Here is a 15,340-nt window from a genome sequence, read left to right as displayed (position 1 = left end):
GAGCGGTCCAAGATCAATCCCATGCGATTGGCAGGGAAATATGGCTAGGAGATTTTCACGATGAAACCAGCTCTCTTACTCGGAACAGCCAAAATCGACATCACTCCGCAGAAACCGGTTCCACTCGCCGGATTTGACGGTCGGCAAGGAAATTTTCTAGGTATTTTGCATCCTTTATATGCCCGAATATTTTTTTTTCAGCAGCATTGCCCCCGGGGAAACAAGCGGACCGCCCTCCTGGTTTCAGCCGATATCATCTGGTGGGACACGGAGTTGACGGGCAGGATCAAAAGGTGGTTGCACCAGCGCTTTGGGATGGAAGCATCTTCCGTCCTTCTCCATGCCACCCATACCCATTCCGCCCCCCAGACCAGCCGCCGCTTCACTCCGTCTCTCGGAAAATGGGATGATGATTATCTCCGGTTGTTGGAAGCCAGGCTGTTGGAAGGGATTGAGCAGGCGTCAAGCCACATGGATCCGGTGTCCGTTGAACGGGGAACCGGGGAGTGCCGGATCGGGGTCCATCGCCGCAAATGGGTCGGCGGGGAAATGAAAATGGCCCCCAATGAGCAGGAACCGGTTGACCCGGAGGTGAATGTTATTCGCTTCTGCACAGTCAAGGGGAAAACCAAGGCGCTTCTCGTCCATTACACCTGCCATCCGACAACCACGGAAGACAATTACGTATCATCGGAGTTTCCGGGGGTGGCGATGGAACGGGTCGAACATGCATTGGGTGAAGGGGGGGTAGCCGCTTTTTTGCAGGGCTGCTGCGGAGATGTTCGTCCCGCTCTGATCCGGGAGGGGAATTTTTACCGGGGAAATGATTCGGATGTTCGCCGATTCGGAAAGATTCTGGCGGACGAGGTTCTTTCGGTCCTTCAAAAAACGATGAGACCACTGGATTCATGCGGTCTTGTGAGCAGAAAAACAGAAATTCTTCTCCCTTTCCAGTATTTACCGAAGGAACACGACTTGAAAAAGCACAAGTATGACCCTTCGGTACTGGGGGAATGGAGCCGGTTGCTACTTGAGGAACCGGCCAGGATGAAACCGGGCATACGGCTGGAGATGGCGTTGATCCGGCTGGCTCAGGGACTTTCCTTGCTTGCGATGAATGGTGAAATCGTGACAGGTTACGGATTATTTATAAAACGAGAATTCGACGGATCGGTGTTGCCCGTTCCCTACAGCAACGGAATGATTGGTTATGTCCCTACGGCCAAGCAGGTGGAAGAGGGCGGTTATGAAGGGAAAGAATCATTTTATTACTTTGGATTGCCTGCTCCCTTTCATCCTTCTTTAGAAACGATCATTTGCAGGGCCATTCTGGATTTGGGAAAGGAGTGACACGGTTGAGGGAAAACATCCAACCGGTTCATACGGAACGGATTGATCATCTTCAGGTCCACGTGTACGCAAACAGAACACTGCTGGGAACAGCCGCAGGGATGGATGTGGCGGAGAAAATGAAGCAGCTCCTGACCGAACAGGAGCGGATTCGGATGATTTTTGCCGCCGCTCCGTCGCAAAACGAGTTCTTAGCCGAGTTGGTCCGAGCGGAAGGAATCGATTGGAGCCGGGTTACGGCATTTCACATGGATGAGTACATCGGGCTTTCAGAAGATGCCCCCGAGCGGTTCAGCCGATTTCTCCGGGAACGTTTATTTGAAAGAGTACATCCGGGAGAAGTTCATCTCATCAACAGTTCACCATCCGTTGCCGAGGAATGCAAGCGTTACGCGGACTTGATCAAGGCGGCCCCCATTGACATCGTCTGTCTGGGAATCGGGGAAAACGGCCATATTGCGTTTAACGATCCCCCGGTTGCCGATTTTCAGGACAAGCACATCATGAAGCCGGTAAAGCTGGATGAAGCCTGCCGGCAGCAGCAGGTGAATGATGGCTGTTTCCCGGATATCCGCGCGGTTCCCACTCATGCGCTGACGCTGACCATACCGGCTCTCATGTCGGGGAAACATCTGTATTGTATCGTACCGGGAGCGAGCAAACGTGCCGCCGTCGAGCGAACGCTTTATGGTCCGGTCTCGACGGATTGCCCTGCCTCCATCCTCCGCCGCCATCCTCGTGCCGTGTTGTATGTGGACACCGATTCTTACGGGAGGGCCACAGGATGACACGAATCGAAGGGATTCATTTTCAGACCGGGAAGCCGGTTTCTTTAACGATCGAGAACGGACGAATAAAGGAGATCGAGGCAAACGCAGGCCGGATGGGCGGAAATCTGCCTTGGATCGGGCCGGGATTGGTGGACCTGCAGATCAACGGCTATAACGGAATGGATTTTAATACCTTGCCGTTCGAGGAAGAGTTGGTGCATCGGGTGTCGCAATCCTTATGGAAAGCGGGGGTAACCTCCTATTTTCCAACGATTATTACCAACAGCGACGAGGCCGTCTGTGACGCCGTCCGCACCATTGCCCGTGCCTGTTCGCAAGATGGGCGTACGGCAGCGAGCATTGCGGGAATTCATTTGGAGGGCCCGTTTATCTCTCCGGAAGACGGCCCCCGGGGGGCCCACAGCAGGAAATACGTAAAACCACCAGATTGGGCGTTATTTCAACAATGGCAAGAGGCTGCACAGGGAAAAATCAAAATAGTCACATTATCGCCGGAATGGCCAGGAGCTGCCGATTTTATAGCCAAATGCACGGAAAGCGGAATCACCGTGGCCATCGGTCACACGGCCGCAACACCGGAACAGATTCGCGATGCCGTCGAGGCCGGCGCCCGCATGTCCACACATCTTGGCAACGGGGCACACCTGATGCTGCCGAGGCATCCCAATTATCTCTGGGAACAACTGGCTGATGATCGTCTGTGGGCCTGCGTGATTGCCGATGGATTTCACCTTCCCGAATCCGTTTTAAAAGTCGTTTTGCGGGTGAAAGGGAAGCAAGCCATCCTGGTCAGCGACGCCGTATATTTGAGCGGGATGAAGCCGGGCGAGTATAAGACCCATATCGGGGGAAAAGTTGTGCTGACTCCTGCGGGGAAACTTCACCTGACCGGCAATCCCGGCTTGCTCGCCGGTTCCGCGCAAATGTTGCCATGGGGAATCGCCCATCTGGTGAAAAAGAAATTATGCCGGCTGCCCGAAGCCTGGGAAATGGCCTCCATCCGTCCCTCGGAACTGGTGGATCTTCCCGGCAAGCACGGGCTGAGCACCAACGCCCCGGCGGATTTGGTCCTGTTTGAGTGGAACGGGGATCAAATCGCCATTTTGCAAACGATCAAGAATGGGCAAACCGTGTATGGTGCCGATGAGATGAAAGGAGGAGAACAATCATGGGAACTCCTGTCATGACGCAATATTTAAATAAAATCATCGAACATCTGAAGTTGTTGCATGAAGAGGAAGCCGGTGCGATTCAAAAAGCGGCCCGGATGGTCGCCGATCAGATCAAAGAGGATAAAATTGTTTACGCCTACGGACCGGGCGGGCATTCCAATCTCGGTTCACAGGAAATTTTTTTTCGAGCTGGAGGGCTCATGCACATCAGCGCCATTCTGGATGAAGGAACGCTGCTCAGCGGGGGAGCCCTGCGTTCCATGGCGATCGAACGGACACCCGGCTACGGGAAGATTGTGATCCGGGATTACGGGTTGAAACAAGGGGACTTGCTCATTCTCATCAACGCCTACGGGATCAACGCGGCTACCATTGATGCCGCACTGGAAGCCAAACGGCTGGGGGTCAAAACGATCGGAGTGACATCCGTCAGGCATGCCCTGGCGACTCCCGAAAATCATCCGGCCCGCCATCCTTCAAAAAAGAATCTGCATGAACTGGTGGATGTGGTGCTGGACTGCAAGGTGGAGGTTGGAGATGCTGTGGTGGAGATTGAAGGGCTGGATCAACGGGTTGCGGCCATGTCGACCTTCGCCAATGCGTATTTATTGAATGCTCTGGTGGCTGAAACGGTTGAGTTGATTGTGAAAGAAGGGGTGGTTCCGCCGATTTGGATGAGCGGAAACATGGCGGGCGGCGACGAGGCCAATGCCCGTTTTATCGAGAGATTCAAGGGCAGGATTAAGAAGCTGTAAGAATCTGTTTGCCGGCCATCGTCTCCGAAGGGAGAGGTGTCCGGCATTGTTGATCTTGTTCATGACCGGGATCTTGTCAACGGCCATCTTTGAGAGGACGTACGCTCTCTAAGCTGCTCTTTCATCTACTCTTTGGGATTGCTTACATAATCAGTCGGGTAGGGTTGATCCGGAGGATGATGGTTTTTAAATTGGCTTAATCTTCCGTTCCGGTGTTCCCCGCCCCGCACCTTGGCGAGCCTTTGACCGTTATTATCCGAGCGTTTCGATTGTTTTTTTCCGGACATCTCAAATCCTCCCTAGGATGATTTCAGTGCTCACGCCTATTGTTCCCGATGAGTCCGAAAAAATGAATCGAACAGCCGATTTTCCCGGATGAAGCACCTCCTTTGAATTGGCTCCTGAGCGCAGCTCCCCTCCGGCTAAGTTGCCAGTTGTGAACCGTTGATGAGGATATAGAATTCTCTGACCATGAAAGAGAGAAGTTTTCTCTGAAGATATTCCACCCATCAATCCATTCAAGCCGAATGCATGCCAAAAAAGACATCATACAATGAAAAAAGGCTCCTGCGATGTACAGGGAGCCTGAAAAAAGGATTCAGCTTACTTCCAAGCATTGATATTCGCAACCGGAACGCATGCATCCAGAATGGTTTCCATATATTTAAACTGGCATCGATTGTTGAATAAACACGCACCGCTCAAGTGCCGGGAACTTTTTGCTGACAGCATCGCCGGCTATCTCTGGCGGGATTTTTTGTTTAATTCAAATACCCTCTGCACAATCTGTCCGCGGATCTCTCCGTTCGGGTTTTGTTCTGTATGCACATTGACATAGGTTTTGCACTTTTTCATACATTCCACTAAAGAAGCAATCGATTTTCCTCTCAACGGACCAACCAGATCTCTTCTTGTGATGGTCCCGTTTACACACCCTTGGGCGACGCTGATTCCCCGTTTGACAGACCTGAAGAGATCGGCGACCACAGGGCCGTTCACGCCTCTGGCCCCGAGATGAATGTGAGCTTGGGTCATATTTCTGATATTCTCGACATTCAGCCGATAGTGAATTTTGGTTCGATCCTTGTTGACCCAGGCGATGAAGGATCCGGTTGCCGGGGTTCTGACGGGAGGTACCTCTTCCGCCCCAAGTAAAAAAGCAAAAAATTGTTTGTGCATGGTCGTTCACACCTCTTCGAAATATTTTTCTATTTATCTATACGTTGACTGCATGAAAGAGGCACAGCTTTTATCTATGATTCGAATAATTTTTTCTAAAATGAGAGGAAGTTCATTTTTATCCATAGAATTATAGGGGAAAGAGTGTTTGAATAATCCGATATTTTTTTGCAGGGCTGTTCATGATGGGAGTCTTGTTGCATCCGGATCTGGATTCCCGTATCCATTGGAAGGAAGGGGATTTATGATGAAAAAATTGATCAATCATCCGGAAAATGTGGTACAAGAGATGATTGAAGGGATGGTGCACGCCCACCCCCAACGGCTGAAGCGGGTGCCCGGAACGAACGTGTTGGTGCGCAGAGATGCTCCTGTTCGTGGAAAAGTGGCTTTGATCAGCGGGGGAGGAAGCGGACATGAGCCTTCTCATGCGGGATATGTGGGAGCCGGAATGCTGGACGGGGCCGTTTTGGGGGAAGTTTTTACCTCGCCGACACCGGATCAAATATTGGAAGGGATTCATGCCGTTAACAGCGGTAAGGGAGTCCTTCTCATCATCAAAAATTATACGGGCGACATCATGAACTTTGAAATGGCCGCTGAGCTCGCGGAGGCTGAGGGGATCGAGGTTAAGAAGATCGTCGTGAATGATGACGTGGCTGTGGAAGACAGCACCTATACCACGGGCCGTAGAGGGATTGCCGGAACCGTATTCGTGCACAAAATCGCCGGCGCTCTTGCGGAAAAAGGGGCGTCGCTGGAGGAAGTGCACCGGGTGGCGGAGAAGGTGGTCAAACAAGTGCGCAGTATGGGGATGGCTATGACTCCCTGCACGGTTCCCGCTGCGGGAAGGCCCAGCTTCGAGATTGGTGAGCATGAGATGGAGATCGGGATCGGCATTCACGGGGAACCGGGTACAGAGCGGTCCAGACTGGCTTCTGCGGATGACATTGCTTCCAAGCTTGTTGCTCATGTACTGGATGACCTGAAACCCGCCCCCGGAGACAAGGCGGCGGTGATGATCAATGGGCTTGGCGCCACTCCGTTGATGGAATTGTATATTATCCATAAAAAAGTATCGGAAATTTTAGCCGAAAAAAACATCCAAGTCATTGATACTTTTGTGGGAGAATATATGACCTCCCTGGAAATGGCAGGTTGTTCGGTTACCCTGTTAAAGCTGGATGATGAATTGACGGAGCTGTTGAACGCACCGGCAGACACGATTGCCTGGAAAAAGTAGAGGAGGGAATCCGGGTGACCTTGGATGGTACGAAGTTCGTGAACTGGATCCGTCGAGCGAACCGAAGGATTCAAGAAAATAAGGATTACTTGTCGGAGCTTGACCGGGCCATCGGGGACGGGGATCACGGGATTAACATGGCCCGCGGATTTGCCGAAGCAGCGCAAAGACTGACCGGCAGTGCCGATCAGGATCTTGGCGCTTTATGCCAGCAAGTGGCCATGGCGCTCCTTTCCAAAGTCGGCGGGGCATCCGGTCCGCTGTTTGGGACTGCTTTTCTGAAAATGGCTGGCGTATGGAAAGGAAAAGACCATGCATCTGTCCACGAATTGTCCCTCGCATTGCGAGAAGCGGTCAACGGGATCAAAATGAGGGGCAAGGCCGAACTTGGCGATAAAACGATGGTAGATGTATGGGAGCCGGTTTCCCGTTTTGTTGCTGAAAAAGCCGAACACTTGTCATGGCGGGAATTATGCGTGTTTGCCGAAGAGCAGATGGACAAGACCAAACCGCTCCAAGCGAAAAAAGGGCGTGCCGCTTACCTCGGTCCGAGATCGTCCGGCCATTTGGATCCGGGAGCAGTCTCTTCTTTCTTTCTGTTCGAAGCTCTTTGCGAAACGATGGAGGAAAGCGGGGGAGACCGATGAGTTATGTGGGAATCGTACTGGTTTCTCACAGCGTGGATCTGGTGAGGGGATTACAGGAAATTCTCTCCCAGGTTCAGCCGCAGGTTCCGGTGGCCATTGCCGGCGGCACGGATGATGGGGAGCTGGGCACCAGCCCTTTCAAGATCAAGGAAGCGATTGAATTTGCCAATTCCGGGAAAGGTGTGATCGTCCTTTTTGATCTGGGCAGTTCCTTGATGAATGCAGAAATCGCCCTCGATTGGCTCGGTGAGAACGAGCGGGTAAAAATCGCAGATGCTCCGCTGGTCGAAGGAGCATACGCCGCAGTGGTGGAATCCGGTTGTGGCAGTTCTCTGGATCAGGTCCTCCATGTTGCCCAAAAAGTGAAAACATGGCAAAAGATCAGTTGAAATCAACTGCAGAAGGGTAAAGCCTGCCTTTGATAAAAAGGCAGGCTTTACCTTTTTTGAGCAGAAGCCGGATGACGACTCACGCCAGGAAGATTTCACGCACAGTTGAGGCTAACTCAACAGTAAGAATTTGTATAATAGACAGTTTGTTTGTTAAATAACAATTATTATATTGATTCCGAAATGATTTAGTCGTATAGTAATACAAAATGGAAGCATATTTAAGGTGATGCTTACTAATCGAATCTTCTGGGAGTTAGGGCAGCAGAAATGGAGATTGCCCGGAACCGGCAGAACGGATGGCTGTCCGGCCCAAAATGGGGTTTTTCCTGGTGGTTGTCGGACTAGATCGGCTGGGTGACGGAATTTGGAAGTATTTGATCCGAAAATTGGAACGATAAGATTGAACGGGAGGGAAAGCGTTGGTATACGAGTATTCCGAGTCGACCGAAATTCCGCCGATGGAGCTCGACGAGATCGACAGAAAGATCTTAGAAGCTCTGCACGAAAATGCGCGAATTTCGTACACAGATCTGGGAAAAAAAATCGGCCTATCCCGAGTAGCAGTTCAGGCCCGGATCAGTGCTTTAATGGAGGCGGGTGTGATTGAGCGGTTTACCGTGGTGATCAACCCTGTGAAGGTGGGGATTCGGGTGTCCGCGTTTTTCAATGTGGATATCGAACCGAAGTATTTGGATGAGGTGGCTGAAAAATTGGCCAAAGAGCCAGCGGTGACAAGTCTTTATCATATGACGGGACCGAGTACGCTTCACATGCACGGAATTTTTTCCAACACCCGCGAGATGGAAAAATTCCTGCTCGATACCCTGTATAAGATGCCGGGGATCGTGCGGGTTGAAACACAGATGTTGTTAAAGCGATATAAGAGCAGAATGGGCATGAAGCTGTAAAAGGAGGGGAACGCTCTGTGCCTGAAGGAATCGGAGCTTATAAAGAACTCGTATTGGCCATGGGACGGACAGGCATCCTGGGATACGGAGGAGGCCCCTCTGTCATTCCCCTCATTCGTTATGAAGCAGTAACTAGGTATCGTTGGCTGGATGACGATGAGTTTGGAGAGATTCTCGCTCTGGCTAACACCCTGCCGGGACCGATTGCCACGAAGATGGCGGCCTATCTCGGATACAAGCAAAAAGGAGCATCCGGGGCGGTCGTTGCTGTTATCGCTCATATCCTGCCAACGAGCATTGCCATGATCGCCCTGCTCGGTATTTTGTATGCCCTGCGCCACTCCGGGATCGTGGCCGGGATGATCGCGGCCGTCCGGCCCGTCATTTTCGTCATGCTCGGATTGATGGCTTACGAATTTGCGGCTAAGGCATGGAAAGGGCTCGGCAAAGGATTTGCCGTCGGATTCGGGTTGTCGGCGTTTTTGCTGCTCTATGTGCTCAATGTCCACCCCGGACTCGTCGTAGCCGTATTTTTGGCATATGGCTCCGTGCATCTGAAGATGATTGACCGATGGAGACACCAGTTGAAAGAGAGAGGAAAGAAGTGATGAATGGGTGGGAACTGTTCTGGGGCTTCTTTGTTGCCAATGTGCTCGGGTACGGAGGGGGGCCTTCATCCATTCCCTTGATGCAGGAAGAGATCGTCAACCATTATCACTGGCTGACAAATGAAGAATTTGCCGATGTACTGGCGGTGGGAAATGCCTTGCCGGGGCCGATTGCCACGAAAATTGCCGCTTTTGTCGGTTACCGGGAGGCAGGATGGATCGGGCTGATCCTGACTACAGTCGCTACGGTCGTTCCATCCGCATTGGCTTTAATATTGCTGCTGCGAATTCTTAACCGTTTCAGGGAATCTTCTGTCGTGAAGGGAATGACGCTGTTGGTACAGCCGGTCATTGCAGTCATGATGGCCGGATTGACATGGGAGGTGGGAAAAGTTTCTGCGGCATCGATCGGCATCTGGCAATCACTGGGGATTGCCGGAGTGTCCTTATGGGCGATGACCAAAGGGAGAATTCATCCCGCATGGGTGATCGTCGGCGCTTTCGTATACGGGAGCTTGGTCTTGTCTCATCAGCTGAGCTGAAAGGAGAGCCTGAAATGAAATACGATTCGCTCTATTATCCATACCCCTCTCGCCGATCAGCGGTTTACGCGAAAAACGGGATGGTCGCCACTTCACAACCGCTCGCTGCCCAAGCGGGGCTCGAGATCCTGAAAAAAGGCGGAAACGCCATTGATGCGGCGATTGCGACAGCAGCGGCGTTGACGGTAGTGGAACCCACTTCCAACGGGATTGGCGGAGACGCATTTGCACTGGTCTGGTCCGAAGGCAGGCTGCATGGCTTGAATGCAAGCGGTCCAGCTCCGCAAAGCCTTTCCGTTGCCGTTTTAAACAAAGAGGGGGTAAGAGAAATCCCCAAATATGGCTTTATTCCGGTCACTGTCCCCGGAGCTCCTGCTGCCTGGGCAGAACTGTCTGCAAAATTCGGCAAACTTCCATTGACCGAAGTGCTGCGGCCCGCCATTCTGTACGCGGAGAACGGTTACCCGCTCACGCCGGTATTGGGAAGCAATTGGGCCAGGGCGTTCAGGACGTACAGCCAGTATTTAAAAGGGAACGAATTTAAAAGTTGGTTTGAAACATTTGCCCCCAACGGCAGGGCTCCCGGGATCGGTGAAATTTGGCGCTCGCCCGCCCATGCCAGAACGTTGCAATCCATTGCCGAAACCAAAGCCGAATCGTTTTATCGCGGGGAATTGGCAGAGAAGATCGACCAATTTTCCAAGGAGTACGGCGGGTATTTACGTGCCGAAGACTTGGCCGCGTTTCAAGCGGAGTGGGTGAATCCGATCAGAGTCAACTACCGGGGATATGATGTATGGGAAATCCCGCCAAACGGACACGGTTTAGTGGCACTGATGGCACTGAATATCTTGAAGGACTTTGAATTTACCGAGCGTGATACGGTGGATACATATCACAAACAGATAGAAGCAATCAAGTTGGCTTATGCAGACGGGAAAACATTCATTGCCGATCCCCGCCACATGTCAGTGCGAGTCGAAGATTTGTTATCGGATGCGTATGCGGAAGAGCGCAGGAGCCTGATCGGACAGGAAGCTCTCGAACCTCTCCCCGGCCGGCCCCTCCAAGGAGGAACGGTCTACTTGTGCACGGCAGACGGAGAAGGAAACATGGTCTCCTTGATCCAGAGCAACTATATGGGCTTCGGTTCCGGGCTGGTTGTGCCGGGTACCGGAATCGCCTTGCACAACCGGGGTCATAACTTTACTTTGGATCCAGCGCACGACAATTGTTTGGAACCCGGAAAGAAACCGTACCATACGATTATTCCCGGTTTTTTGACCAGAGGTGACCAGCCGGTCGGACCTTTCGGGGTGATGGGCGGTTTTATGCAGCCGCAAGGCCATGTGCAGGTGATCATGAACACCATTGACTTTCATCTCAATCCACAAGCGGCATTGGATGCTCCAAGATGGCAGTGGATCGAGGGGAAAACGGTCGAGCTGGAGCATTCCGTTCCGGCACATATTGCAGAAGCTCTGGCGCGACAAGGACATCATGTCAAATGGGCCGTCGGTTCAGGCGGGTTTGGACGTGGTCAAATCATCTGGAGAGATGAACATGGCGTTCTGGTGGGGGGAACAGAGCCCAGAACGGATGGTTCCATCGCCGCCTGGTAAAAAAGAAACGTTCCCGGCTGAAGAAGCCGGGAGCTTTTTTAACATCGAGGAGTAAATTTTATAATAACTTGTCACATTCTTTATCTTGTCTTCATCGGTCTTTCATTTAAAATGAATTAATCGAGTACTATAATAGTCGAAGGAAAATGGATCGACTTTTTTGGTTGAAGGGATGGACAAATGACGTGGGATTTATTTAACCTGATCGGGATCGCCGCTTTCGCGATCAGCGGAGCCATCGTCGCGATGGAGGAGAAGTATGATATCTTTGGAATCTATGTATTGGGTTTGGTGACCGCTTTTGGAGGAGGCATTATCCGCAATGCACTCATCGGGCTGCCGATCAGCACACTGTGGAAACAAGAACTCTTCATTTATACAGCTCTGATCGCCATTACCCTGATTTGCCTGTTGCCGAAGATCCGGATCAGTTACTGGCAAAAATGGCTTAATTTTTTTGATGCCATCGGACTGTCGGCTTTTTCGATCCAAGGGGCTTTATATGCAGCCGAAATCCAACTTCCGCTCGTAGCAGTTATTATCGCTTCGGTGATGACGGGGATCGGCGGCGGCGTGATCCGCGATGTGTTGGCAGGTCGGAAGCCGTTGGTATTTCAGCGGGAGATTTATGCGCTGTGGTCGATACTGATCGGAATCGTCATCGGACTCAAATGGTTGACACACAGCTGGGAGTTGTATGCGTTGTTCGTTGTCATAGTCGGGTTGAGACAGCTTTCCGCCTTTTACAACTGGTGCTTGCCCGGCAGACTCCTCGAAGAAAATCGTTTCAAGAGCAGTGTTTCCTCAAAATGAGCACAAGCACGAGGTATTTCATAACCAAGTGCTTTTTTGGTTATTCATTGAATCAAGGCAGGAGAAAGAAGTGATCCGCGATCGAAGGAAAAGATAAAACGTATTATTATGTTTTGATGGTTGTGATGGTCGCGTGGGGATTAAACGTCATCGCGACAAAAATTTTAGTCACCCGCTTTCCACCGGTAACCATGACGGCCTTCCGAGTTTTTGCCGCAGGGCTGACCGTCCTGTTGATTCAATGGATGGGGCGGGAATTAAGAAAGTTGTCGCTGAAAGAGACAGGATTTATTTGTTTTGTGGCCCTGTTTAATGTAGTGGGCCATCACTATTTTCTGTCGCTCGGCCTGAGTATGAGTACCGCTTCCAATGCCGGGATCATTCTGGGTCTTGTTCCGTTGGTTACAACGGTATTGGCGGTGACGTTCTTAAAGGAAAAAATGACGCTTCTCCGTTTCCTGGGTTTCTTGCTGGGATTCGCCGGCGTGATGTTGACCATGCTTCACGGGTCCCGTCACACGATTCAATTTACTATCGGGGATTTTTATGTTTTGCTGGCGGTTGTGACCCAGGCGGTTAGCTTTATCCTGATCAAGAAGTCGCCTTTGAATGCGGGAATGTTGACCGGGTGGATGTTGGTTTCGGGTGCCTCGGCACTATTTCTCATCGGTTTGTTCATCGAACCCCGTGGTTTGGATCGTTTAAGCACGGGTACCTGGAGCGATTGGCTGATTTTTTCGGCATCGGCCATCATTGCAACCGGATTGGGGCACATGACCTATAACAAAGCTCTGCAAAAAATCGGGGCATCAGCCTCGTCTGTTTTTATTAACCTGACTCCATTCTTCTCCATGATGGGGGCTTTTTTCTTACTGGATGAAGAAATTGGCTGGCTGAAAGTGACGGGTTGTATCTTTATAGTGACCGGGGTATTTCTCGGAACGGGTCTGATTGAGGAAAAAGCAAAAAAATGGCTGTCTTCCGCCAAAGTATCGCACAAAGTTCAAGGATGACCAAAAAATTTACATTCTCCATCCATTCAGCACCAGAACGGTGCTTCTTTTTTTCATTGAGCCTCTTTTCACCGGGATGGGGAGCCGCGAAACCATCCGCTTGTTGACTCTCTCTGAATAAAATAAGAAACAATACAACAGAGTAACAAAGGGAGGGGAGGTTGGGCGCTCAGACAGTTTTCGGATAATGCCTCGAAGCGGAACCTTTGAAATATCAAATTACCTGTTAATGATGCGTGAACGTAATGAAAGAAGAACTGGAACGTTATCAAAAGAGATCTGCCGGTCCACATTCATGTGCAGGTATAAATCATGCCGGGGTCGAAGATTATCTGGAACTTCCCGTATGATGCGATCGTGGACGAAAAAATCAGTTAAAATTTTACTTGGTGGAATCGTGATATGGACAAGGTTTTAATCTTGACGGAGGACGTTGGCGGGACGGGGCATTACGGGGCAGCCCGGTCGCTCAAGAAGGGACTCGAGAAGATCGCGCCTAACCTTCACGTAGAAATTGCGTTTGGGCTGTCCTTTGTAAGTAAACAGCTGGAACTCCTCACACGTACCTCCTATCTGAGTGTGTTAAAGTACGCTCCGTCCTTGTGGGAAAAAGCTTACGCCAGAGAAGAGTCCATCAGTCAACTCTTTCAAACGCCTTTGGGAAAGATGCTCGCGATCAAACTAAAACATTTAATTGAACAGATTCAACCGCGAGTGGTCGTATGTACTCATGTTCTTTGTATCAGCGCGTTGGCACATTTAAAGGAGAAAACGCATCTTGACTTTCGTTTGGGCGTTTCGATCACCGACTTTGATGTGAATGGATTTTGGATTCATCCTAAAGTCGATTTTTACCTGGTTGCCCATCCGGCATTAAAGGATAAAATCCGTAAACGTCACATCATCCCGGAGGAAAAGATCTTTTGTACCGGGATTCCCATTGATCCTGCTTTTTCGGTTGCAGGCTCTTCGAAATACAAATTAAGAGAAGATCTCGGTTTTGACCCTTCCCGCTTCACCGCATTGGTGATGGGAGGCGGAATGGGCCTGGGGCCCGTGGAAGAATGCATCTCGATGTTTCGTCAGCATATGCCGGAAGTTCAATTGATCGTCATCACCGGCAAAAATCAGCGGTTATATGACCGGTTGCGCCTGGGATACCAACAGGACAGGCATGTGCGACTATTTGGCTTTATTGATGGCATGGTGAACATGATGAGGGCAGCCGATATCGTGGTTTCAAAAGCGGGAGGATTAACCAGTTCAGAAGCTTTGGCAAGTGGACTGCCGATGTTGATCTGCAGGCCGATTCCCGGCCAGGAGGAAAGAAACAGCCGTTTTTTGCTGGAGCAGCAAGTGGCCATCAGGCAAGATCAGCCTGAAAGCATTCCCCGTGATTTAACTCCTTTTATCGAGGACCAAGCCTATTTACAGAAATGGAGCCGACACGCATTGAGCATCGGAAAACCGTTTTCAGCTCTGCACGGAGCGGAAGTCATTGTGAATCACCTCTAACACGGGAAGGAAACAGCCAATGCTGATTCAGCAGGAAAGCCGAACCTTTGCCTTGACCCGTCCCGATGCCTGAATGGCCATCAGCCGGCGGGCGGGGCAATGAAACCAGCATCCAACACCGGGTGGTACAGCATGTGGGTTAAACTCAAATGTGGCCTGCTGAAAATTGGCCTCCCCCGGTCCGAAGGCGGGGACTTTTCGCTAACCAGGTAAAAAAGCCGCACCTTCCGAAGAGGGCGCGGCTTACATATATGATGAACGGGAAATCAAGCGGTGAGGTTTTCTTTTTCCTGTGAGGAAGCGGGCTTTTTAAATCCGGCATAAAGGGTGAGAGCCGCAAAGATGAAATGAAGCACGTTGGTGCCGGCCGTGGACATGAACAGCCCGAAGATATTATCCATGAAGAGTCCCAGAACAGCTCCCAAAAGGTAGATGGCCCCGAAAATCCTTGCCACCCAGAGGCTGTATTTTTCATAGTTGCTGACGGCAAGGAACACAACTCCCGAGATCAGGTGAACGAGGTTGTGGGGCGTTGTCAGATGCAGGACGCCATGAAGCGGCAGGAAGAAGCCGAGTACGCCGAGCAGCACAAAGATTCCTCCAAGTACTCTCATCATGGTTTGAAGCATAAAAAGCACCTCCTTGGCTTTGGAAAATGATTATCTGGTAATATATTATCGCATGTTTTGTAAAAAATGAACCAAAAATTGGATATTTTTCCAGTTCAATCTATTCGGATGTTGCTGGATGCGGTTGATAGAACAATATGTACGATTTGAATATTTCTATT

Annotated in this window: 17 protein-coding genes; 14 read left to right on the top strand and 3 right to left on the bottom strand. The window is 50.8% G+C overall.

Annotation, left to right across the window (positions count from 1 at the left end):
* Positions 1-60: 60 nt before the first annotated feature.
* Genes BMW55_RS08165 through BMW55_RS08150 form a run of 4 tightly spaced genes read left to right on the top strand, consistent with a single transcriptional unit; the run spans position 61 to position 4,068 of the window.
* The gene (locus tag BMW55_RS08165; protein WP_089967179.1) at positions 61-1,350 is read left to right on the top strand and encodes a neutral/alkaline non-lysosomal ceramidase N-terminal domain-containing protein; all 1,290 of its coding nucleotides are present in this window, start codon (positions 61-63) and stop codon (positions 1,348-1,350) included.
* Positions 1,351-1,355: 5 nt separating this feature from the next.
* Entirely contained in the window at positions 1,356-2,138 is a 783-nt protein-coding gene (locus tag BMW55_RS08160; RefSeq protein WP_089967178.1) for a glucosamine-6-phosphate deaminase, read from the top strand.
* Positions 2,135-3,328 (top strand): N-acetylglucosamine-6-phosphate deacetylase, encoded by a 1,194-nt coding sequence (locus tag BMW55_RS08155; RefSeq protein WP_089967176.1) that lies wholly within the window; start codon positions 2,135-2,137, stop codon positions 3,326-3,328. Before BMW55_RS08160 ends, BMW55_RS08155 begins: the two co-directional genes overlap by 4 nt.
* The gene (locus tag BMW55_RS08150) at positions 3,310-4,068 is read left to right on the top strand and encodes a sugar isomerase domain-containing protein (protein WP_089967174.1); all 759 of its coding nucleotides are present in this window, start codon (positions 3,310-3,312) and stop codon (positions 4,066-4,068) included. Before BMW55_RS08155 ends, BMW55_RS08150 begins: the two co-directional genes overlap by 19 nt.
* A gap of 125 nt (positions 4,069-4,193) precedes the next feature.
* Here the strand turns inward: BMW55_RS08150 and BMW55_RS19325 are convergent, their stop codons facing one another.
* Together BMW55_RS19325 and BMW55_RS08145 are read right to left on the bottom strand one after the other, a co-directional pair.
* Positions 4,194-4,355 carry a hypothetical protein gene (locus tag BMW55_RS19325; RefSeq protein ID WP_170839818.1) on the bottom strand — a complete coding sequence of 54 codons (162 nt, stop codon included), beginning with the start codon at positions 4,353-4,355 and terminating at the stop codon, positions 4,194-4,196.
* A gap of 451 nt (positions 4,356-4,806) precedes the next feature.
* Positions 4,807-5,247 (bottom strand): CHRD domain-containing protein, encoded by a 441-nt coding sequence (locus tag BMW55_RS08145; protein WP_089967172.1) that lies wholly within the window; start codon positions 5,245-5,247, stop codon positions 4,807-4,809.
* Positions 5,248-5,494: 247 nt separating this feature from the next.
* Between BMW55_RS08145 and dhaK the strand changes: the two genes are divergently transcribed.
* The 10 genes from dhaK to BMW55_RS08095 all read left to right on the top strand — a co-directional run bounded on the left by dhaK (position 5,495) and on the right by BMW55_RS08095 (position 14,550).
* Positions 5,495-6,490, top strand: a complete 996-nt coding sequence (gene dhaK / locus BMW55_RS08140) for a dihydroxyacetone kinase subunit DhaK (protein WP_089967547.1) — start codon at positions 5,495-5,497, stop codon at positions 6,488-6,490.
* A gap of 14 nt (positions 6,491-6,504) precedes the next feature.
* Complete coding sequence (dhaL, locus tag BMW55_RS08135) at positions 6,505-7,137, top strand: dihydroxyacetone kinase subunit DhaL (RefSeq protein ID WP_244527492.1); 633 nt, start codon at positions 6,505-6,507, stop codon at positions 7,135-7,137.
* On the top strand, positions 7,134-7,526 hold the full coding sequence (gene dhaM / locus BMW55_RS08130; RefSeq protein WP_089967170.1) for a dihydroxyacetone kinase phosphoryl donor subunit DhaM: 393 nt from the start codon (positions 7,134-7,136) through the stop codon (positions 7,524-7,526). Before dhaL ends, dhaM begins: the two co-directional genes overlap by 4 nt.
* Positions 7,527-7,948: 422 nt before the next feature.
* Positions 7,949-8,437 carry a chromate efflux transcriptional regulator ChrS gene (gene chrS / locus BMW55_RS08125; RefSeq protein ID WP_483099582.1) on the top strand — a complete coding sequence of 163 codons (489 nt, stop codon included), beginning with the start codon at positions 7,949-7,951 and terminating at the stop codon, positions 8,435-8,437.
* A gap of 17 nt (positions 8,438-8,454) precedes the next feature.
* Positions 8,455-9,045, top strand: coding sequence for a chromate efflux transporter ChrB (gene chrB / locus BMW55_RS08120; protein WP_280139758.1), 591 nt, complete (start codon positions 8,455-8,457; stop codon positions 9,043-9,045).
* Complete coding sequence (chrA, locus tag BMW55_RS08115; RefSeq protein ID WP_089967168.1) at positions 9,045-9,587, top strand: chromate efflux transporter ChrA; 543 nt, start codon at positions 9,045-9,047, stop codon at positions 9,585-9,587. The genes chrB and chrA overlap by 1 nt, the downstream gene beginning before the upstream one ends.
* A 14-nt stretch (positions 9,588-9,601) precedes the next feature.
* Positions 9,602-11,209 carry a gamma-glutamyltransferase family protein gene (locus BMW55_RS08110; RefSeq protein WP_089967165.1) on the top strand — a complete coding sequence of 536 codons (1,608 nt, stop codon included), beginning with the start codon at positions 9,602-9,604 and terminating at the stop codon, positions 11,207-11,209.
* A 180-nt stretch (positions 11,210-11,389) separates the two neighbouring features.
* A complete protein-coding gene (locus BMW55_RS08105) occupies positions 11,390-12,022 on the top strand; it encodes a trimeric intracellular cation channel family protein (protein ID WP_089967164.1) in 633 nt (210 codons plus the stop codon).
* A gap of 116 nt (positions 12,023-12,138) precedes the next feature.
* Positions 12,139-13,035: a DMT family transporter gene (locus BMW55_RS08100; RefSeq protein ID WP_089967162.1), complete on the top strand. Its 897-nt coding sequence runs from the start codon at positions 12,139-12,141 to the stop codon at positions 13,033-13,035.
* 402 nt (positions 13,036-13,437) lie between these two features.
* Positions 13,438-14,550 carry an MGDG synthase family glycosyltransferase gene (locus BMW55_RS08095; protein WP_089967160.1) on the top strand — a complete coding sequence of 371 codons (1,113 nt, stop codon included), beginning with the start codon at positions 13,438-13,440 and terminating at the stop codon, positions 14,548-14,550.
* Positions 14,551-14,816: 266 nt separating this feature from the next.
* On the opposite strand, the gene BMW55_RS08090 is transcribed toward BMW55_RS08095, so the two are convergent.
* Positions 14,817-15,179, bottom strand: coding sequence for a DUF4383 domain-containing protein (locus tag BMW55_RS08090; protein ID WP_089967158.1), 363 nt, complete (start codon positions 15,177-15,179; stop codon positions 14,817-14,819).
* Positions 15,180-15,340: the final 161 nt, after the last annotated feature.

It is taken from the genome of Lihuaxuella thermophila, from assembly GCF_900110165.1.
Taxonomy (GTDB): Bacteria; Bacillota; Bacilli; order Thermoactinomycetales; family Thermoactinomycetaceae; genus Lihuaxuella; species Lihuaxuella thermophila.
Note: the sequence above shows the minus strand (reverse complement) of the source record. Positions and strands in the feature narration are given on the sequence as shown.